This window comes from Streptomyces sp. NPDC002680 (assembly GCF_042889145.1).
GTDB lineage: Bacteria > Actinomycetota > Actinomycetes > Streptomycetales > Streptomycetaceae > Streptomyces > Streptomyces adonidis.
In genome coordinates, this window is sequence record NZ_JBIAQP010000009.1 from 320165 (window position 1) to 338627 (window position 18463).

An 18463-nucleotide genomic window follows, 5' to 3' on the forward strand; every position below is an offset into this window, starting at 1 on the left:
TGGAGCCAGGCGATGGGGTAACGGCCGTCGCCGCGTGGCGGGTTGGGGCGAACGGCAATGGGGACGCCTTCGGCGACGCCCTTCGGTTCGCCCACGGCCGTCCGGGGCACGGTGGGTTCGGCGGCGCACGGGCCCGTCGCGCTTCCGGTGATGCTCTTCAGATGGGGGCGGGGAGGGGCGTTCATGCCGCGTCCCGGCGACGCTGGTTGTGGGTGATCGACCAGTTCAGTGCGCTGCGGAGGGTGGAGCGGCACTCGGCGGCGGTGAGTCCCGCCCCCTCTCCCGCCTCCTGAAGAGCCTGTTCAACCCGATGGCGGGGGAGGTCGCCCCACGCGACGAACCGTCCCAGGGCGCGCGCCGCCCGGAACAACGTGGCTTCGCGTTCCCCGGGTTGGGCACCGGCAACGTTGCGGGTCTCGTTGCCGAGTGCGATGTCAGCGTATCGGCCAGATTGTGCCGTTACGTGCTCCGGGAGCGCCTGTGACGGCTTGGGGGCCGGTTGGAGAACGCTCAGCAGCCATCCGGGCACCGGGGCCGCCACAGGGGCGCTGAGGGCTTCGTAGGGTCCGGCGGGGGTGATGCTGCCCGCCGCGACGATGTAGCCGCCCCATGCTCGGGTGTCGATCTTCGGGGCCAACGTGCCTTTGGTGCTGGGCAGTTGAATGCCGGGCGGGGTGGTGAAGTACAGGTGCCGGCCGCCGCTGGGGGTCCGCACTGTGAGCGTGGTGGGGACGGGGTGCCCGGCGCGCTCGCAGAGCGCTTGGAAGGACGTCATGCCGTCAGGCGTGTCCGCATCGTCTTCCGGTTTGGGCATGTCGAGGTCGACGACCAGCCCGGACGGACCGGTGGCGATACCGATGTTGAAGGGGCGCAGGGCCCACGCGGCGCGGATGCGGTCGGCATCGAGGGTGGCGCGCTGCTCCCACTTGCGGTGTCCTGTGGCGCACGCGCCGGTGCGGCGGCAGGCGGCCTCGCCGTGCAGGGCGGGGGGCTTGGCACCTGGGCGGAGGGGGTGGACGGGCCAGCCGCGCTCGGCGGCGTCCAATGCCGCGAGCAGCAGCGCGGAACGGGGGTCATGGGTCATGCTGGTTGTCTCCAGTTCCTTGATGGGTGACTGGTTGGCAAGGGCGGCCCCGGACTTTGGCGAGACGGGGGCCGCCCTGCGTGTTGCTGGATGTGACGAGGGGGATGGTGTGGCCGAGGATGTGATCAGCGCTCGTCTGCACGAGAGAGTTCGGCGGGACTTTCCGGATGCCGACGTTGCGCGGGGAGTGGCCGGTGCCCTGCGTGTGCTGGCGGTCGAACTCGCAAACTCGCGGCAGGACACGGAGCGGCTCTTGGCTGCGGCCGTGTTGAGTGCCGCCGGGGACGTCGACCGGTTCCGTGCGGCGGTCCGCCTCGCACGGGCGGACTGGCGCGATCTCCTCATGGCGGGAGAGCTGGGTCACGGCAACTGGCCGCACGTACTCGATGAGGAACTTGGTTCCCAGTAGCTGTCGGTCAGCCGTAGAACTTGTTCCGCTTGATGACTGCCTTGCGGGCGTTGATCGTGGTGCCGCCCTTGTGGCCACTGCCGCTGAAGATCTGCACGGCGATCCAGCCGCCGAAGATCACAGCGGCCAGGGTGATGAGCTGGGTGACGAACGCGGTCAGCGCGGCGATGAACGAGGTGAGCAGCAGCAGTCCGCCGCACGCGGCGAGGAATCCGACGCCTCCGAGGGCGACGTTGACGGCCGTGCGGGAGACGGCCGGCGGGGCCTGGACCGGTTCGGGCTGCATGGGGTTGATGGCATATCCGGTGACGACCCGTCCGTCCGGCAGGACGATGCTCGCTACCGCCGGGACGCTGCCCGGCTGGACGGGAACGAGCGGCGCCGGAACGGCGACCACGGGCTGTATCGGGGTGGGGTAGTGGACGTCCAGGGCCCGCTCAGCGGGGGCGGGTTGGGTGTGGTCGGGGTACATGCGGAATCCCTTCCGGCAGGAGGCCAGGGAGGCGGAAGCACCCCCTGGCGGGGCGCGTGTGGAGGGGGTTTCGGGGGTCTGACCTGCGATGCCTCCCTGACTCCCTGGCGATCATTCGCGCAGGTCAGGGCCAGGGAGGCGGGTCAGGGAGGGGGTTAGGGAGTTCTCCCTGCCTCCCTGGCCCGCCGGGGTCGGCTCCCTGTCACTCGGCGGCGGAAGCGGAACCTTCGCCGTCGCGGTTGGTGAGGGCGCGGGCGACGCGCTCAGTGCCGACGACCATGCGGCCGTCCGACTTGTACGGCTCGGCTCCGGTGCCGTCCAGCACGCGCTTGAGGTCGATGAACGACCAGCCGCCGTACGTGTCCGCGTCCAGGGCGGCGAGCCGCTTGAGGACCTCCTGCGTGAGGACACGCGGGGCGTCCCCGAGCACGGCGGCGACGTCGGCGAGCGCGTCTCGCTCCTCACCGTTGTCGACGACGCGCAGGGTGGTGACCCCGTCGCGCATCGCCTTGGCGCGGTCGGTGATGACGACGGCCGCGTCGTCGTCGATGTAGTGCGTGCGCACCGTGATGGACGCCTGCCCGGCGGGAATGGCGATGCCGTCGGACGCGACGACCAGGGTTCCCCGGTCCAGCCCCGGACGCAGCAGGTTGGGGGCGGCGCCCCCGTCGACGGCCTTGTCCCCCAGCGCCATCCGTGCCTGAGACTCCGTGCCCAGGGCGAGCGAGGCACGCGTGTGGGCGCCCTCGCGCACCAGCTTGGGAAGGTTCTGATCGGTGGGGTCCTGCGTGCCCTGCCACATCAGCACGTTGACGGCACGACCCTGGTTATGGATCTTGCGTACGGCCATGAAGTAGCGGGAGGTGGCCTTCGAGCCGCCGTAGGGGCGTCCTTCGTCGTCCTTGACGGGGCACATGAACGCGACCTGCGCCTCGTCGACCAGCACGATCAGCGGCGGGAACACCGTTCCGGGCGGGGCCTGGATGCGGCGGTTCATCTCGTCGACCGCGCCTTCGACCATCTCGGTGACCTGGATGACGTGGTCGTCGGTCGGGCCCTGGATGAGCACGGTGGCGAGGCCGGTGAACATGTTCCAGTCGCCCACGCCCTTGAGGTCACCCATGAGGAACTGCACCGACTTGTCGAGGGCGAGCCACAGGGCGAGGGAGCGCAGGGCGACGGTCTTGCCCTGGTTGGACAGACCGGTGATCAGGAGGTGGCGCTGGTAGACGCTCAGCGCTGCCGCGTCGCCGCGCAGGTCCTGCCCCCAAGGGGCGCGGCCCTTGGCGTAGTCGGCGGTCATCGTCTCGTCCGTGACCAGCGGAGACGGCCCGATCGGCTCATCGAGCGCCCCGGAGTCGGCGACCCACAGCCGGACCGTGCGAGCCGCCTGGGGGATGGTGATGAACACCTCGTGCTCGTGCCGCGTCAGGTTCTCGGCGAGCTTGCGCCGCTTGCCCTGTACCTCGTTCGTCGACACCCCCGACGGAAGGGTGACGTCGACTTCCACGCCGCATCCGGCGATCCGGATCGGACCCAGCATGGACGCGCCGGCGTCGCCCATGTCCTTGATGGCGTTGCGCAGCGCGGGCACCCCCAGATCCCGCAGCGCCTTGACGACGATGGACGGGGTGACAGGCTCACCCTCGCCACTGCGGACGTTGGCGGGCAGCGCCCACTGGGGGGCCGCCTGCTGCTTGCTGCCGACCGCCCACAGCGCGAACAGCGCGAGCAGCGGGCCGACGATCACGGCAGTACCCCACGTGACCTGGACGATCCGGATGAGCAGGGCGATGAACTCGATGGTCGCTGCCAGTGGGGTGATGACGTCGGTGACGTCGTGGTTGTTGATGGCCATGATGACCCCGAGGGCGACCAGCACGCCGATGCTCACCCCGGTACCGACCGCAAGTCCCTTGGCGGCCTCTACGGGCGAGTGGAGCAGGTCCATGCGGCGGTGGTGGCGGGCCTGGCGGAAGCGCGTGAGCCGCTCTTCCCACTCCTCGGCGGCTTCCAGGTTCCCGGCGGCTTCCGCCGTGCGGATCATCCGCTCGTAACGGGACCCGGTCTTCCCGTCCCAGGTGCGGCGGGCCACGATCCGACCCCCGTTGAACGTGTAGAGACTGTGCCGCGCCACCGCACGAACAGCGCTCTTGGTGCCCTCGTGCGTGACCACGGTCTTGACGGCCCGCCCGGAGCGCACCCACAACGGCACCAGCGGCGCCGCCGGGGCGTCGGGCACCACAGTCAGCACGGTCGGGGTCGCGTCCGGCTGCGGGTCGGTGGGCGGGGTTTTGACGAGGCGTACGACGTTCTCGGTCATGCTGGATCTGCTCCTGACTGCCCCCTCGGGGGCGGGAGTTGGGAGTGAGGGCGTCGGGGTGGCCGGGTCCGTGGAAAGAGCGGGCACCCCGACGCCTGGCCTGGCTGGTCAGAACCAGCCGGAACGCTTCTTCGCCGCCTTCTCGCGCGCGGCCTCGGTGACGAGTCGCTGCTTCTCGGAGTGCAGGGCGGTCAGTTCGGCGGTCAACCGCATCTCCGCGTTGGCACTGGTGGTGTCCATCTGCTTCTCGGCACGGGCGGCGCTCCTGCCCCGGACGACCTGGTAGGAGCCGCCGGCGATGGCGCGGGCCAGGGCCCGGCGCTCGGCACCGTTCAGCGGCCACGACTCACCGCGCTTGACCGCAGCCAGCTTGACGGTGGCCTTGTGGATTTCGCGGTCCAGGCGGCGGATCTCGGACTTGGACACGGTCAACTCCCGTTCGGGGTCGGCTCGGGGTAGGCGCACAGGACGCACATGCCGAGCGAGGTCGGCATGCAGTAGCTGTAGACGATCTGGCAGTTGGGGCAGGTGCGGCGGGCCAGCATCGCCAGCGCGAGGGCGCCCCACTTCCGTGAGGTCATCGGCCGTACGGGCTTGGCGAGGTCGATGCGGTAGAGGTAGAGGTAGAGGTAGAGGTAGGCGACCCGCACCCCGCCGGCCCGCCGGTTGACTCGCATGACCTGCGCCGCTATCGGCTGGCCCCCCGGCCGCAGCCCCCGCGCCCGTAACTGGCGGCGGGTGGCGAACAGTTCGTCGTCGGGGGCGAACTTCCACGGGAAGGTGGGCACGCCGTACAGGGCGCCGGTGGGGTCGTAGCACTTGCCGTAGGCGGCGGACATCACGGCGTCCCGACGGCCATGGCGGCGCGTTCGGCGAGCAGCGTGTCACGCAGCATCCGGGCGTTGGCCGGGGCGGTGTGGAGTGACTTACGGATCGCTTCCGCCGTCAGCTCCACAGTCGACCAACCGGCCGTCAACTCCCGTGCCTCGGCGAGGAGTTGATCGGGTGTGCGCTTGGGGCGGGTCGATCGGGCCGCTGCCGGTACCCGACCCGTCGCCCGACGCGGACGGGGTGACTCAACCGCAGCCGTACGCCGCACGATCGATGCCGCCGGGGCGGGATCGGCCGATTCGAGGGCGAGCGGGATCGGGTCGGCGGGGGTCGATTCTCCCAGCTCAGAGGGCGACTGTTTTACGGTGCCCTGTTGTGTTTCATCCTGGTTTGCGACAGCAGAAAGGATCTCCCGATTCACGTCCCCGGCGGGGTCGACCGACGGGAGTTCCGTGAGAGCGGTCGGAGCGGTGAACATGGCGGTCAGGGCCGCGTCGGCACCGTGGGTGACGCGTTCACGCTGCACGTCCAGCAGCCGCATGCCGAGCAGGTGGTCACCGGCCCCCACCTGGCGGGCCAGCTTCCACGAGATGCGCTCGGAACGCTTCTGCTGCTTGGTATCGGGGTGGTTGGCGGCGACGGCGCGATGGTAGGCCAGTTCCTGCACCACGGCGGCGGCGCGGGCTTCGGCTTCCGCGTCGCGGCCGTCGGTGTGGACCACGATCCGTCGGGCCAGGAACGCCATGCCCTCCGCCGACACGCACATGCCCATCGGAGTCACCGCATAGATGACGGTCCGTCCGGGGTCGTGTCCGGCCGTCGCGGCCATGGCGGACGCGGCGGCGGGCAGTGCCCACAGTCCGAGCCGGATGATCCGGGGCGAGGACTGGCCCAGCATGGTCAAGCCCAGCAGAACCAGGGCGAGCACGGCCGTGGCGCCCTCACCGGCGGCGACCGCACCGAGCGCGGTCCCCGAGCCGTAGGCACTGCTGATGTTGCTGAACGTACCGATGCCCCCGGCAACGCCGGTGGCGAGCATGGGCACGAACGCAGCGGCCAGCACGGCTTTCTGCGGTGTGGTCAGGGGGGTGCGTCCGGTCATCACGGCGCTCATGCCACACCTCCGACCGCGATCAGGGCGGCGACGATGAGCAGCACACCGCCCGCGCAGGTCAGATCCACCGCGCGCTTGAGACCGGTGAACTTCACCACCGCGATCCGGGACAGACCCGCGATGTCCGTGCCCACGTCGGCGGACAGGGCGGCGGTGAGCTGTTCGGGGGTGAGGGTGGCCCACAGCGGGAACCCCCGCCTGCCGCTCAGGTTCGGGCGCACCGACCGCAGCAGAAGACCCGCCGCCGCGACCAGCGCGAGGATGCCGGTACCGCCCACCGCGAGAGCGGCAGTGTTGAGGGGGAGGTCGCGGGCGACGGTCCAGGTGCCGGCCAGGACCGCGCCGACGAACGCCAGCAGCAGACCGGTCTTTGTGTCCGTCCGCGCGATCTCCGCCTTCACCTCGGCGTGCGCGGCCGTCAGGTTCTGCTCCGTGGTCCTCACGCGCCCACCTCCGGAGTGAGCGTCGCGGCGGTGTTCGCCAGCTCGCGGCCGGCGGCCAGCACCTTGCGGCGGGCCCGGCGGATACGGCGGACGTCCAGCTCGGTCGGGGTGCGGTCCATCGTGATGATCTGCGCGTCCAACAGGTCGACCTGCGCCAGGATCAGCGGCATCTCGCGCTCGATGCCGTCCAGCTCAGCGGCCGTCGGCTCTATGAAGTCGGCGAACGCGGTAACAGTGTCCTGAACAGTGACGATGTGGTTCATGGGTCGTGGTCTCCCTAGAAGGTGCAACGGCCCGAACAGCGGCGTCCGGGGTGCAACCCGGACGCCGCGCGCCGTTTGAGGGGGTGTGTCGTACGAGGAGAAGGTCAGGTGTGCAGGTGACGGGCACCACCGGTGCGCAGCGCGGTGTGCGCCTTACGGGCCCGAAGCCCCGCCGCGTCCACTGCGGCATCCGGCACGTCGCCCAGGGCGAAGGCGGCATCTACTGCCTCTTGCGCGAGGGCGAGCAACTCACCGTGCTGCGTGGCCATGTGCAACGTGTCCATGGCGCCGGTGACCGCCGAGCGGGCCGCGTAACGGGCCTGGCGCGCCTCGGTCGTATCGGCCTGCCCGTCACGGCGCGCCACGATCTTCAAGTACTGCTGCTCACGGTGGCGGACCAACGCAGTCAGCAGCGCTGGTATCGCGTCGGACAGTGCCTTGCGACGCTGCTCCGCCGTGGCGGTGCGAGCGGTACGGGTCGCGGTCAGGTGCTGCATGAACCCGACGACGACCGCGCCGGCGAGCGTGCCGAGCACAGCGATGAGCGTGGAGATCACAAAAACTCCTGAGAGGCGAAGAGGTGGTTGGTCAGGCGTTGCGGCCGTAGGCCTCGTTCAGCTCGCTCACCGCGTCCGTGCACTCACCGGACGCGATGCGGTCGTAGACCTCCTGACCACGCTGAACGGCTTCCGGCGAGGTCAGGTCGGTGGTGGACTCCTGCGACTTCATGCCGAACATGCATGGGCTCCTCAGGTGTCGTAGGTGGTGGGCCAGGCCGGACGAACCGGCCCCGACTCCCCGCGCTCCGACCCGTACGGCACTCGGCGGAACCGAGGGGCGGACGGGTGGGAGAGGCAGCCGGCCGCAGCGCGCTCGCGCTGCGGAACAGGAATGGACCAGGGATGTACGGCGCCGGCGGTCGGTCCTCACGGCGGCGCCCTGGGATGTCGTCGGTTCACACCGACCTCCCTCAGCGAGAAGGGGAAACGGCTTCACCGGTCGGCCCTTGCAGGGCGGGCCGGTCCCGAGCCGGTGAATCGGGTGCGTCATCGTCACTGCTCTGACGCCAGCAGGCGGCTTGCACGAAACGGTGCAGGGTGGCGTGCCGCCGACGACGTCACCCGGTCGTCTCGGGGGCGGTCTTCTCATCCCGCCACGTGCGTTGGAGCCCGCTGTACTTCCCCACACCCGTCACCGGGTGGCGCCTGCCAGGCGCATAGGGGGAGAGCTGCGTTCATCACGACGGTTTGCCACCCGGACCCTCGTCCTAGGCACCTGTCGTGACCGCCGCTCCCGCGTCAGCCCCGCACGATCACTGTTCAGTTCTCAAGGAACGACCAGCTCAGGGCCCCACCTGCACGAGCGATCCCGAACCGACAAGCCCCACGAAGCAGCCCAAAGAAGGGCCCTCTTGGCATGGGGTGCCGCACCCTCCGGGACTGTTGTCCCGGGACTGCTCGGCGGCACAACATGAGACTGACACCAAGTCCCGGGACTGTCAACAGTCCCGGGATATCCGTTATCCCGGGACTGTGGTTCACTGGTGAGGTCAAAGAGGAGGCGGTTTTGATGGCACCCAAAACGCCGCAATGGCGCGGACTCGCGGATCAGATCGCGCGGGACATCGAGGCTGGCAACGCTGGGTATCGGCCCGGAGATCAACTGCCCCAGATTCGGGAGCTTGTCGCCCAGGGCAAAGGGTCGAAGACGACTGTCCTTGCGGCGTACAAGGCGCTGGAGGCTGAGGGTTTGATCACCATGAGCCGAGGTCACGGCACGAAGGTTCGCCAGCGCCCGCCGTACCAGATCCGCCAACACCAGGAGCGCTACGCCTGGGAGAAGAAACTCGCGAAGCGGACCCACGAAGTGCGCCGGAACAACGGCGTGATCGACAAAGACACCGGCATGGATCACGACCAGATCGAGACCCATGCGACGTTCAGTGTCATCCCCGCCGACGCGGCCCTCGCCGAACGATTCAGCGTGGAGCCCGGCACCTTGATGCTGTACCGGCAGTACTGGCACAGCACCTCTGGGGATTCGACCGCGCTGTCGCTGATCGACTCCTACCTGGTCCACGAGGTCGCTGCCCGAAACCCTGACCTACTGGACAGCTCCAACGAGCCTTGGCCCGGAGGATCGCACCACCAACTGAGCACCATCGGGATCGAGATCGACCGCATCGACGACGGGATCAGGACGCGACTGGCCACCCAGGCCGAGGCTCGGAAGCTGGGCATCCCGCCCGGCAGCGCGGTGTTGCTGCTCGACAAGACCAGCGTCTCGACCGGTGGCGACGTTGTGGAGTACTCGCACATAGTGCTTGCCGGTGAGCGGACGGAGTTGCGGTACTCCGTACCGTTGGAGAGGTGGACCCAGTGACGCGGATTGTGTCGGTCGTGACGCCGGTTCACGACACGGCGTTGCCGTTCCTGCCTGAGGCTTTCGCCTCGCTCCGTGTTCAGGATCTGCCGGATGGCTGGGAGTGGGAGTGGCTGGTTCAGGTCGACGGTGGCAAAGAGAGCGAGGTGTCCGCCAACATCCGTGAGGACTCTCGGGTCAAGGTGGGCGCCAATAGGCGCGGCGGTCCCGGAGTAGCCCGGACCATGGCTTGGGGCCGTAGCCAGGGGGAGCTGGTGAAGGTCCTTGACGCGGATGACGTTCTGCCTGCCGGCGCGCTCGCCCGGGACATTGAGGTCATGGAGGCGCATCCGTCTGTCGGTTGGACTGTGTGCCGGGCGCTCGACCTCATGCCGGACGGCTCACTCCGGCACTACACACTCGGCGACCCCGACGCCGGCCTGCTTACCCGGGGCGAGACGTATGCCTACTGGACGACCACTCACCGACCGCATGTCCACCCCGCGACGCTCTGTATTCGAGGGAGCGTGCTCGCGGAAGCCGGGGGATGGATGGCCTTGCCCGCGTCGGAGGACACCGGCCTTCTAGTGGCCCTTGACGTGATGGCTGACGGCTGGTTCATCGGTGAGACCGGTCTCCATTACCGCAAACACCCGGGACAGACGACCGCGCACATTGACCACCGAGGTGGGACAGAGTGGGAGGCTCGGATGGGAGCGATCCGCAAGCATGTGGAGGCCCTTGCGCTTCGGTACCGTCTTACCTGAGATTCGAGAAATGGATGCAGGACTTGCAGCTGTACTTGGCGCCGCCATGGGCGCCGCCGGTACCGGAGGAGCTGGCGTGATAGCCGCGCTGGCTCGCTCACAGATACTCGCAGAGCATGTGAGGCTCATCAGAGAGCCACGGAAGGCCATATACGTAGCCTTCGTGGAAGCATGCCGGGAAGAACGCGATAGATTGGACAACGCCTGTCAATGCATCAGCAAGGAACTTCACCCGATCCGCTTAGCTTCCGAGGCCTAAAGCGCTTCACGGCGAGGCGAGTAGTGCTGTTAGGGCGCTTTTGGGTCGGGTGGATCTGTGCCTGAGGTGCAATCCGGGCACGGCACTCGACTTTCTCGTCATCGCTCCTAACACTTGCTTCGATCGTGGCATGCCAGCTGACCTCGTTACAGCTCTCCGGCTGCGATGACAGGGGACCGAATCAATCAGGCAGAAGCGGCGATAGGTGCTTGCCCGTAACCCTCTCCAAGATGGCGAGCAATGTCGCAGAAAATTCGACACATTGTATTAGTAGGTAACGGCAGCGTCATTCCCCCGAACATCCCATCCATCATTAACAACTCGGGCCTGGACGTGACCCATCTTCAAGGTGTTTGGCTTGAATGAGCGAGTTGCTCCGCGAATCGCCTTTTCCACTGTGCTGCTTCTCGCGACGGAAGCAAAGCGGCGCGCGCTTGTGATAAAAACGCGATCTACTTTTGAACGCAAACGTGTGACATCAGCTTGGCGGGGCAAGGGGATCTTTCCCCGCTCGAACGGGGTGAGGACGCAGACAGGTTGGTCTGCTAGCAAGTGTTGCCATATTTCTGGGCAGTCAGCATTCCCTGATCCATGGTGAGGCACCTTGTAAAAAGTTGCCTTGGTGTCCGGGCGTCCCGGGTGGTCAAGAACGGCGTGCCATCCCCGTGTTCGCGTAGTTCTATGATGCTCTAAGTCGCCGCCGAGAAGAATTCCGCCGATCGCCGTTTCGAGGTGAAGAACAACGCTGACGTCGTTTGGTGGAAGATTTGGAACCCGGGATACTTTCCCGCTTTGTTCGTCAATAATCGAAGCGATGTGCTCGATTCCGCGTTCTGTGTCTTCGGCAGAAGGGCTAAGCGCCCAAATCTCTCGGACTGCTCTGTTTGGATCAGCGGAGATTCTTTGGACTGCACTAACTTGCTCTAGTGAGCCTCCCTTCTGCGCTTTGCGTTCAGTGATGATCTTGCGAACATTTACTAGCTCTTCGACGCCTGAACTGAACTTGGAAATCAGATGGGTCCGCTGGGATACCGCGAGGAACTCATCGCGTCGAAATGCTCCAGCGGCGTAGAAGCGTGCCTTAGTGGCCTCTTGCAGCAGGGTGGAGATGCCTTTAACGTGATCGTCATGCCAATGTGTAGCTACCACAATCCTGACGGATTCTGCGACATTTACGCCGAGCTGTTGCAAGTACTCCACTGCCACGGGGATCTTAGATCCGGTGCGCACACACGAGTCAATTACCATCCATTCTGCGTCACCGAGATGGATGACAATGCATTCTCCTACACCGGGTCCGAAAACGCTGACTTCGATCTGGTCGGCGGCAGGAGGATGAAGAACGACCGATTGCATGGAAGCGCCACTAGTCAAGCTTCGCACTCACTTCGAGATTCGACCAAGCCGCCGGAAGCGTAGGACGGAAACCCGGCTGCGCTGGCCGCCTTCTTTGATGTCGTAGCCGATTGTCCAGTAGAAAAGGGATCCCGGTTCGCAGAGAGGGATATCTCCGGGTGTCAGTTCGATTATGTCGAATTCTGCAGTAGCTGACTCGTCGCTATCCAGATCAATTACTTCCGCTACAAAATGCGAGTCATAGCGCTCGATTACTGTTCCTTCCCAGCGGGCGAGGGGAAGGAACTGCTTACTGTCTCTGCGGCGCGAGATTCTGCGAAAAGAATCATTGCTGACGCGCTTCGGCGGTACATCCTGGGTTGGAGGTGAAGGGGTGTGCGAATTGAGTGAATCCAGATTTGACAATGGAAGGACTGTAGGCTTAGGGATCCTTGTCAGCGAGTCGGAGGCAACGTCGGTAAAGCTATCGGCCAGGGTTGCGCTATCAGTTAGTGCAGTGTCTGCCGTTGTGATGGTCATTGCATCCCCCAAGCTTTACTGACGATGTTTTCTCGGATTGAGGCGACTCTGTTCCGGTGGTTTTCCCACTGTTCACTCAAGGTCTTGATCGCCCACTCTGCCGAGTCGGCTTCGGAGTTAGTGAACTCATCGTTCACTTCGACAAAAAGGCCATCCTGAATCCGCCCTGACGGCTCGATCTTTCCGCGTACGCCACCCGTGAATCCGTCTGTTCGCTCGCCGCGCACAGTCAATGAAAGAAGACGAGGGTCCTCCATGACTGGGAGCCAAAAATCTTCTTTAGGGGCGATGGCATGGCCAAAATTGTCCAAGGCTTCCCGGCTCGGCATGGTGTAATGTCCGTGAGCGTTGAGCCCGACTTTTTTTACTGGAGCATGCCGCAAGACGCTAAAGGTTCCCACTGCGAGATCCCGAAGCGTCTCAACGGCTGGTGTGGCGCGGCTAAGTAGCGCCCATCGTTCATTGAAAATCTCAACTCGAAACCAACTTGATTCGAAAATGCAGATGTCATTGTTGACAATTTCGATATTGGCTTCGGTCGCCTCTTCTTGGCGGATTAGCCCTTGTGCTGCGAACCAAGCGGGTTGGAAGATTTTGGGGTTAAAGGAGCCGACAAGCACGATGCTGATTTGATCGTGGTCTGGTGGGCGTGACTCCTGCACGCTTCCTCCCTTGTCGACTCCAACACCGATGTCACAGTACAACGAGCAGCCTCTAACTGTCCTGGTCTGTGTACGAACAGGAGCTAGATCAGGGCAGGTGAGGTGGCGCGCAGGGGGCGCTGCTATCGAGCCGGCCGAGTGAGCCCTTCCAGGCGATGCCCCGTGAGTTCAGTAGCCGAGCAGAGCGGCCTGGCACAGGACGCGCGCTGCGACTTGGAGCCTATGGAGAGCCACACCATGCGGCATGGACGAGACGTGGACGGCTGAGGGGTCTGCCTGGCTGAGCTTGGCAGTTTGCGCAGGTCAGAGGTGTGAGTGGCACGCATCAGAGGGCAGACTGTAAATCTGCCGGCTCAGCCTACCCAGGTTCGAACCCTGGCGCCACCACGTTGAAGGCCCTCTTTTCTCCTCGTTCTCGCGGAGAAAAGAGGGCCTTTTCGTTGTCGGCGCACGCCAAGGTCATAAGGGAGAGTGGCCCCATGTCATCGATGTCACGGTCGTCGTTCGCGTCGTCGTCCCGTCGTCGGCACTGTCCCGAGTGCCGGCGGGAGATCGCTGTCGTCGCCGGGAGGTTCGCTCGGCACGATCCGCCGGGGGCCCGGGGGAGTGGCGAGCTGGTGTCGTGCCCCGGGTCTCGGCGGCACGCGGAACTCGGGGCCGCCCAGCCCTCGTTGGACGGGTACGTCGTCCCCGAATTCCCCGGCCAGCTTCCCCTCTTCTGATCGTCTGGTCTGCAGAGCTTCTGACCCTGCCGCCCGTTCCTCAGTTACCCGCCACCGACTTCACCGCCACCGAGACCGGCGTCGAGCCGCCGATCAGCTCCAGCGTCAGGCCCGCCGTTGCCGGGGTGTCCAGGAGTTCCGTGAGGACGGCGGCCACGTCGTCGCGGGGGATCGCGCCGCGTCCCGTGTCCGCCTCCAGGCGTACGCGGCCCGTTCCGGCGTCGTTCGTCAGGGCGCCGGGGCGCAGGATCGTCCAGTCGAGCGCGTCCAGGCCGCTGACGTACGCGTCCGCCTCGCCCTTCGCGCGCTGGTAGACGTCGAAGACGTCGTCGCCCGGGTGGGCCGGGTCGGCGCCCATCGACGACACGACCAGGTGCCTGCGTACCCCCGCCCGGACCGCCGCGTCCGCGAACAGGACCGCCGCTCCCCGGTCCACCGTGTCCTTGCGGGCCGTGCCGCTGCCCGGGCCCGCGCCCGCCGCGAAGACCGCCGCGTCGGCGCCCCGCAGCAGCTCCGCGACCTCCTCCACCGACGCCGACTCCAGGTCGCACACGACCGGTTCCGCGCCGGCCGCGCGCAGGTCGTCGCCCTGTTCGGGGCGGCGGACGATGCCCGCGACCTCGTCACCGCGTGCGGCGAGCAGACGCTCCAGCCGCAGCGCGATCTGACCATGACCTCCAGCTATGACAATGCGCATGCCTTCGACCGTACGCCCGGACGGACCCCTGCGCCCGGACGGACCCGTTCGCCGCACAGCACCCACAGGGCCCGCACTCATCTCACGACAGCTCCGTGCGCCCCTGCCTCGGCAGGTCAAGGGCCGCTGCTGCCGGGGTGTTGCAGTACTCCCGTACCGCGCTCGTGCGTGCCACAACGCGCCCCCTGTGCACCACGATTCGGCTGTAGGCCAGGGACAGCGCGCCGGCCAGGCGGTCGCCGCGGACCGCCAGCAGTTCCGCCGGGAAGCCCGCCTCCACGCGGACCTCCGGCAGGCCGAGCACCGCCCGCGCCGACGTGCTCACGGCGTCGTACGCCTCCTCCGGGCGCAGACCGTGACGGGAGGCGAGCAGATACGCCGCTTCCAGGGGGTCCCCGCGGCCCACCGGGTTCGCCACGTCCCGCAGCGCGCCGCTGCCCGCCGCCACCCGGACCCCGGCCGCCCGTAGCAGCCGTACCGGAGCCGTCGCACGGCGTTCCGCGCCCCCGCAGCCGCCCTGCGGGAGGCACGCCACCGTCACGCCCGCCGCCGCGAGCTGGTCCGCGGCCCGGGAGGCCACCTCGGCGGGCAGCCGGCCGAGGCCGCCGCAGGGTCCGATCGTCACACCGGGACGCAGGCCGCCCGCCATCGCCGCGAGACGGGCCAGCCTCGCCGGGTCGTCACCGTCCGTGTGTAGATCGACCGGGCAGCCGTGCTCGGAGGCGACCTCCAGGACCGCCTCGACATAGCCCGTCGGATCGGGGTCGCGGTCCGGGCAGCCGCCCACCACCGACGCGCCCATCTTCACCGCGTCCCGCAGCATCGCCAGCCCGTCCGCCCCGGCGGCGCCGGTCAGGACCCGTGGCATGGCCACCGCCGACAGCTCGGCGAGGCCGCGCAGCGCCCGCCGCGCCTGCAGTACGGCGGCCAGCGCTCCGAGGCCCGGTACGTCGCCGATCCGCACGTGTGAGCGCGACGCTGTGGCCCCGTGGCCGAGTTGGAGCAGCGCGGCCTCGGTGGCCCGGCGCTGGACGTCCTGCGGGTCGTACGAGACCGGGCCGTCGGCGTCGGCGGACAGGGCCGTGTCGCCGTGGGCGTGCGGCTCGGCGGGGGCCGGCAGGAGGAGGTAGCCGCCGAGGTCCACGCGGGTGGCGTACGCGCTGAGGCTGCCGACCGTGCCGACCGCCTCGATACGACCGCCGCCCAGCCGTACGTCCACGGTCCGGCCGTCGGTGAGACGCGCGCCGCAGAGGAGGAGCGCCGCCGGGTCCCCCGAGGAAGCGGGCGACGAGGAGTGGGGCGGCTGCGGCTGGCTGTCGGGCATCGCGCTCCTGGGCTCGGGGGCGGCTGCGCGCAAGCGGGGACACAAGATCACGCAGAGTGAGTCGAGCCTAGGGCGGGCATCCGTCCGTGTTGCGGAGGAGCGGAATAGTCGTACCGGTGTGGTCCGCCGGATGGGAAACATCACTGGCAAGGGGGTGTGCGAGCGGTTGCGGGAGGGGGCTCAGGGGCTGCTGGGGGAGGGGATTTCGGCGTCCGGGCGGAGTGCTGAACGGGGGCCGGAACAGGGCGGGACGGGGGCCGCGAAACGGATTTGGGTGAACGGCAGCCGAGCGTGTAATGTCTTCATCGCTCGCCCCAATAGCTCAGTCGGTAGAGCGTCTCCATGGTAAGGAGAAGGTCTACGGTTCGATTCCGTATTGGGGCTCTGGTGTGAGAGGCCCCCGTCGCGAGGCGGGGACCGATCGCATCACAGCGGTGTAGCTCAGTCGGTAGAGCAAGCGGCTCATAATCGCTGTGTCACCGGTTCAAGTCCGGTCACCGCTACTGACAGTAGCCGATTGCGGGGTCGGTCCTTCGATCGGCTACTCTTTTATGCGTTCATCGTCCCATCCGTTCGTCAAGGAGCACTCCTGTGGCTGCCACCGACGTCCGCCCGAAGATCACGCTGGCCTGCGTGGAGTGCAAGGAGCGGAACTACATCACCAAGAAGAACCGGCGTAACAACCCGGATCGACTGGAGATGAAGAAGCACTGCCCGCGTTGCAATGCGCACACCGCGCATCGCGAAACGCGATAAATCAGGCTCGTACGTCGAGGCCGTCCCCTGTTGGTTGGGGGGCGGCCTCGCGTCGTTGTATCACTCAGAACGTCACTCAGAACATCGCTCAGGACATCACTCAGGAGGTGCCGAGTCCATGGCGCTCGACCAGTCCTTCGTGGGGCGGTCCTATCCGCCCACCGAGCCCTATGAGGTCGGCCGGGAGAAGATCCGCGAGTTCGCGGTCGCGGTGGGTGACACCAACCCCGTGTACACGGATCCCGAGGCCGCCAAGGCCTTCGGCCATCCCGATGTGATCGCCCCGCCGACTTTTGTGTTCGCCATCACCTTCAAGGCGGCGGGCGACGTCGTGGCGGACCCGCGGCTCGGCCTGGACTACAGCCGGGTGGTGCACGGCGACCAGAAGTTCGCCTACGTCCGCCCCGTCCGAGCGGGCGACCGGCTCACTGTCACCTCGACCATCGAGACCATCAAGTCCATGGCGGGCAACGAGATCATCGACATCCGCGGCGAGGTCCACGACGAGGCGGGCGAACACGTCGTGACCGCCTGGACCAAGCTCGTCGCGCGCGCGGCGGACCCCGAGGAGGGCGAGGCCTGATGGCGACGCAGATCGCTTACGACGAGGTCGAGGTCGGCACCGAGCTGCCCGCGCAGACCTTCCCGGTGACCCGCGCCACCCTCGTCCAGTACGCGGGCGCCTCCGGGGACTTCAACCCCATCCACTGGAACGAGAGGTTCGCGGTCGAGGTCGGTCTGCCCGACGTCATCGCGCACGGCATGTTCACCATGGCCGAGGCGATCCGCGTCGTCACCGACTGGGTCGGCGACCCGGGCGCGGTCGTCGAGTACGGCGTCCGCTTCACCAAGCCGGTCGTCGTCCCCAACGACGACAAGGGCGCCACGATCGAGGTCAGCGGCAAGGTCGGCGCCAAGCTCGACGACAACAAGGTCCGCGTCGACCTCCTCGCCATGTGCGCGGGACAGAAGGTGCTGGGCATGTCCCGGGCCGTTGTCCAGCTGGGCTGAGCACGGCAGTTCGGGGGATTTCTTTCTGGTAAGGGGCGTTCGCCATGGCAGGCGCCCCTTACCCGCCCTCCTCTTTAAGAGGGCTCCGACGCCTCCCGGTGGTGTATCGCGAACAGGGCGGTGAGCTGTGGCCCTTCACCGACTCCGGCGACCAGTCGACCAGTACGGCGGCCAGGGCGAGGTGCGACCGGACCCGTCACCGCCGGCGCCGCAGCCTGGAGAGATCGGCGGCCGCTGAGCCCCCGATCCGTCCGACAACTCCGGCTGCCACTCCCGTGACCTCGGCGACTTGGGGTTCCTTCTGCCCGGCCGATCGCACGGCGTTCTCGGCAGCCTCCATCCCACAGACAGCGCCGGCCCGATCAACGTGACGGACACCGCCACCCCCACCGGCGCCGCTCCTCGCCGGGCCTTCGTTCCGGGGGCGGAGAGGATGCGACCCCGACCTCTTGACGTAGTTAGTGATTGAGTACTAACTTACGAACATGGTCAGGATGAGTGCAGAGGAGCGACGCGAGAGCGTCATTCGCGCGGCGATCGCCGAGTTCGCGCAGAAGGGCTTCTACGGCACTTCCACCGAGGTGATCGCCAAGCGGGTGGGCGTCTCGCAGCCGTATCTCTTCCGGCTCTTCCCGGACAAGAAGGCGATCTTCGCCGCCGCCTCCCAGCGGTGCATGGGCGATGTGTGCCGGGTCTTCGAGGAGGCGGCCAAGGGGCTGGAGGGCGATGAAGCCCTGTATGCCATGGCGAACGCGTACACGCGGCTGATCACCGAGCACCCCGAGCGGCTGCAGATGCAGATGCAGACGTACGTCGCCGTCGCCGCCGCCGAGGCCGAGGGTGACCATGAGTTCGGCGAGGCCGTGCGGGCCGGCTGGATGAAGCTCTGGGACACCGTGCAGGTGCCCATCGGGGACGAGACGACGACCTTCCTGGCGTACGGCATGCTGATCAACACCCTTGCGGCCATGGGGTTTCCGCCTGGGCATCGGGTCTGGCAGGGGATGTACCCCTCGGCGCAGACCAAGGGGCGGACCGAGGTCTGAGGGTCATGGGCCAGTGCTCATGGTCCTGGTCTGCCCGTAGAAGT

The 18463-nt window shown here is 67.2% G+C and carries 23 protein-coding genes and 3 tRNA genes; 11 read left to right on the forward strand and 15 right to left on the reverse strand.

What is annotated here, in order from left to right; all coding sequences use genetic code 11:
- Nucleotides 1-181 precede the first annotated feature (181 nt).
- Nucleotides 182-1084: a bifunctional DNA primase/polymerase gene (locus ACFYXF_RS25015; protein ID WP_389352481.1), complete on the reverse strand. Its 903-nt coding sequence runs from the start codon at nt 1082-1084 to the stop codon at nt 182-184.
- Between the two features lie 109 nt (nt 1085-1193).
- On the opposite strand from ACFYXF_RS25015, the gene ACFYXF_RS25020 reads away from it, so the two are divergent.
- Entirely contained in the window at nt 1194-1493 is a 300-nt protein-coding gene (locus ACFYXF_RS25020; protein WP_389352483.1) for a hypothetical protein, read from the forward strand.
- Between the two features lie 7 nt (nt 1494-1500).
- Here the strand turns inward: ACFYXF_RS25020 and ACFYXF_RS25025 are convergent, their stop codons facing one another.
- From ACFYXF_RS25025 to ACFYXF_RS25065, 9 genes are all read right to left on the reverse strand, one after another.
- Nucleotides 1501-1965, reverse strand: coding sequence for a hypothetical protein (locus ACFYXF_RS25025; protein WP_389352485.1), 465 nt, complete (start codon nt 1963-1965; stop codon nt 1501-1503).
- Between the two features lie 202 nt (nt 1966-2167).
- Complete coding sequence (locus tag ACFYXF_RS25030) at nt 2168-4288, reverse strand: FtsK/SpoIIIE domain-containing protein (RefSeq protein WP_389352487.1); 2121 nt, start codon at nt 4286-4288, stop codon at nt 2168-2170.
- A 108-nt stretch (nt 4289-4396) separates the two neighbouring features.
- A complete protein-coding gene (locus ACFYXF_RS25035) occupies nt 4397-4714 on the reverse strand; it encodes a hypothetical protein (protein ID WP_389352489.1) in 318 nt (105 codons plus the stop codon).
- A 2-nt stretch (nt 4715-4716) separates the two neighbouring features.
- The gene (locus ACFYXF_RS25040; RefSeq protein ID WP_389352491.1) at nt 4717-5127 is read right to left on the reverse strand and encodes an RRQRL motif-containing zinc-binding protein; all 411 of its coding nucleotides are present in this window, start codon (nt 5125-5127) and stop codon (nt 4717-4719) included.
- Entirely contained in the window at nt 5127-6233 is a 1107-nt protein-coding gene (locus tag ACFYXF_RS25045; protein ID WP_389352493.1) for a conjugal transfer protein, read from the reverse strand. The genes ACFYXF_RS25040 and ACFYXF_RS25045 overlap by 1 nt, the downstream gene beginning before the upstream one ends.
- Nucleotides 6230-6676, reverse strand: coding sequence for a Pycsar system effector family protein (locus tag ACFYXF_RS25050; RefSeq protein WP_389352495.1), 447 nt, complete (start codon nt 6674-6676; stop codon nt 6230-6232). Before ACFYXF_RS25050 ends, ACFYXF_RS25045 begins: the two co-directional genes overlap by 4 nt.
- The gene (locus tag ACFYXF_RS25055; protein ID WP_389352497.1) at nt 6673-6939 is read right to left on the reverse strand and encodes a DUF6284 family protein; all 267 of its coding nucleotides are present in this window, start codon (nt 6937-6939) and stop codon (nt 6673-6675) included. The genes ACFYXF_RS25050 and ACFYXF_RS25055 overlap by 4 nt, the downstream gene beginning before the upstream one ends.
- A 104-nt stretch (nt 6940-7043) precedes the next feature.
- Entirely contained in the window at nt 7044-7496 is a 453-nt protein-coding gene (locus tag ACFYXF_RS25060) for a hypothetical protein (protein WP_389352499.1), read from the reverse strand.
- A 31-nt stretch (nt 7497-7527) separates the two neighbouring features.
- Nucleotides 7528-7677 (reverse strand): hypothetical protein, encoded by a 150-nt coding sequence (locus ACFYXF_RS25065; RefSeq protein WP_389352501.1) that lies wholly within the window; start codon nt 7675-7677, stop codon nt 7528-7530.
- Between the two features lie 732 nt (nt 7678-8409).
- Between ACFYXF_RS25065 and ACFYXF_RS25070 the strand changes: the two genes are divergently transcribed.
- Both ACFYXF_RS25070 and ACFYXF_RS25075 read left to right on the forward strand, forming a co-directional pair.
- Entirely contained in the window at nt 8410-9321 is a 912-nt protein-coding gene (locus ACFYXF_RS25070; protein WP_389352503.1) for a GntR family transcriptional regulator, read from the forward strand.
- Complete coding sequence (locus ACFYXF_RS25075; protein WP_389352504.1) at nt 9309-10067, forward strand: glycosyltransferase family 2 protein; 759 nt, start codon at nt 9309-9311, stop codon at nt 10065-10067. Before ACFYXF_RS25070 ends, ACFYXF_RS25075 begins: the two co-directional genes overlap by 13 nt.
- A gap of 526 nt (nt 10068-10593) precedes the next feature.
- Here the strand turns inward: ACFYXF_RS25075 and ACFYXF_RS25080 are convergent.
- Genes ACFYXF_RS25080 through ACFYXF_RS25090 form a run of 3 tightly spaced genes read right to left on the reverse strand, consistent with a single transcriptional unit; the run spans nt 10594 to nt 12863 of the window.
- Complete coding sequence (locus ACFYXF_RS25080; protein WP_389352506.1) at nt 10594-11682, reverse strand: MBL fold metallo-hydrolase; 1089 nt, start codon at nt 11680-11682, stop codon at nt 10594-10596.
- Nucleotides 11683-11709: 27 nt separating this feature from the next.
- Nucleotides 11710-12201, reverse strand: coding sequence for a hypothetical protein (locus ACFYXF_RS25085; protein ID WP_389352508.1), 492 nt, complete (start codon nt 12199-12201; stop codon nt 11710-11712).
- Nucleotides 12198-12863 (reverse strand): hypothetical protein, encoded by a 666-nt coding sequence (locus ACFYXF_RS25090; RefSeq protein ID WP_389352510.1) that lies wholly within the window; start codon nt 12861-12863, stop codon nt 12198-12200. Before ACFYXF_RS25090 ends, ACFYXF_RS25085 begins: the two co-directional genes overlap by 4 nt.
- 308 nt (nt 12864-13171) lie before the next feature.
- Between ACFYXF_RS25090 and ACFYXF_RS25095 the strand changes: the two genes are divergently transcribed.
- Both ACFYXF_RS25095 and ACFYXF_RS25100 read left to right on the forward strand, forming a co-directional pair.
- Nucleotides 13172-13250 (forward strand) — tRNA-OTHER (locus ACFYXF_RS25095).
- A gap of 101 nt (nt 13251-13351) precedes the next feature.
- On the forward strand, nt 13352-13585 hold the full coding sequence (locus ACFYXF_RS25100; protein ID WP_389352683.1) for a hypothetical protein: 234 nt from the start codon (nt 13352-13354) through the stop codon (nt 13583-13585).
- A gap of 40 nt (nt 13586-13625) precedes the next feature.
- Here the strand turns inward: ACFYXF_RS25100 and ACFYXF_RS25105 are convergent, their stop codons facing one another.
- A complete protein-coding gene (locus ACFYXF_RS25105; protein WP_389352512.1) occupies nt 13626-14282 on the reverse strand; it encodes an SDR family oxidoreductase in 657 nt (218 codons plus the stop codon).
- A gap of 82 nt (nt 14283-14364) precedes the next feature.
- Nucleotides 14365-15606, reverse strand: a complete 1242-nt coding sequence (locus ACFYXF_RS25110) for an amidohydrolase family protein (protein ID WP_389352514.1) — start codon at nt 15604-15606, stop codon at nt 14365-14367.
- Between the two features lie 311 nt (nt 15607-15917).
- Here ACFYXF_RS25110 and ACFYXF_RS25115 point away from each other — a divergent pair.
- The 6 genes from ACFYXF_RS25115 to ACFYXF_RS25140 all read left to right on the forward strand — a co-directional run bounded on the left by ACFYXF_RS25115 (nt 15918) and on the right by ACFYXF_RS25140 (nt 18419).
- Nucleotides 15918-15990 (forward strand) — tRNA-Thr (locus ACFYXF_RS25115).
- A gap of 46 nt (nt 15991-16036) precedes the next feature.
- Nucleotides 16037-16109: transfer RNA gene (locus tag ACFYXF_RS25120), tRNA-Met, on the forward strand.
- Between the two features lie 88 nt (nt 16110-16197).
- Nucleotides 16198-16362 carry a 50S ribosomal protein L33 gene (gene rpmG / locus ACFYXF_RS25125; protein WP_003948671.1) on the forward strand — a complete coding sequence of 55 codons (165 nt, stop codon included), beginning with the start codon at nt 16198-16200 and terminating at the stop codon, nt 16360-16362.
- 118 nt (nt 16363-16480) lie between these two features.
- Entirely contained in the window at nt 16481-16945 is a 465-nt protein-coding gene (locus ACFYXF_RS25130) for a MaoC family dehydratase N-terminal domain-containing protein (RefSeq protein WP_389352516.1), read from the forward strand.
- Complete coding sequence (locus ACFYXF_RS25135; protein WP_389352518.1) at nt 16945-17373, forward strand: MaoC family dehydratase; 429 nt, start codon at nt 16945-16947, stop codon at nt 17371-17373. The genes ACFYXF_RS25130 and ACFYXF_RS25135 overlap by 1 nt, the downstream gene beginning before the upstream one ends.
- A gap of 485 nt (nt 17374-17858) precedes the next feature.
- Entirely contained in the window at nt 17859-18419 is a 561-nt protein-coding gene (locus ACFYXF_RS25140; protein WP_389352520.1) for a TetR/AcrR family transcriptional regulator, read from the forward strand.
- Nucleotides 18420-18463 lie beyond the last annotated feature (44 nt).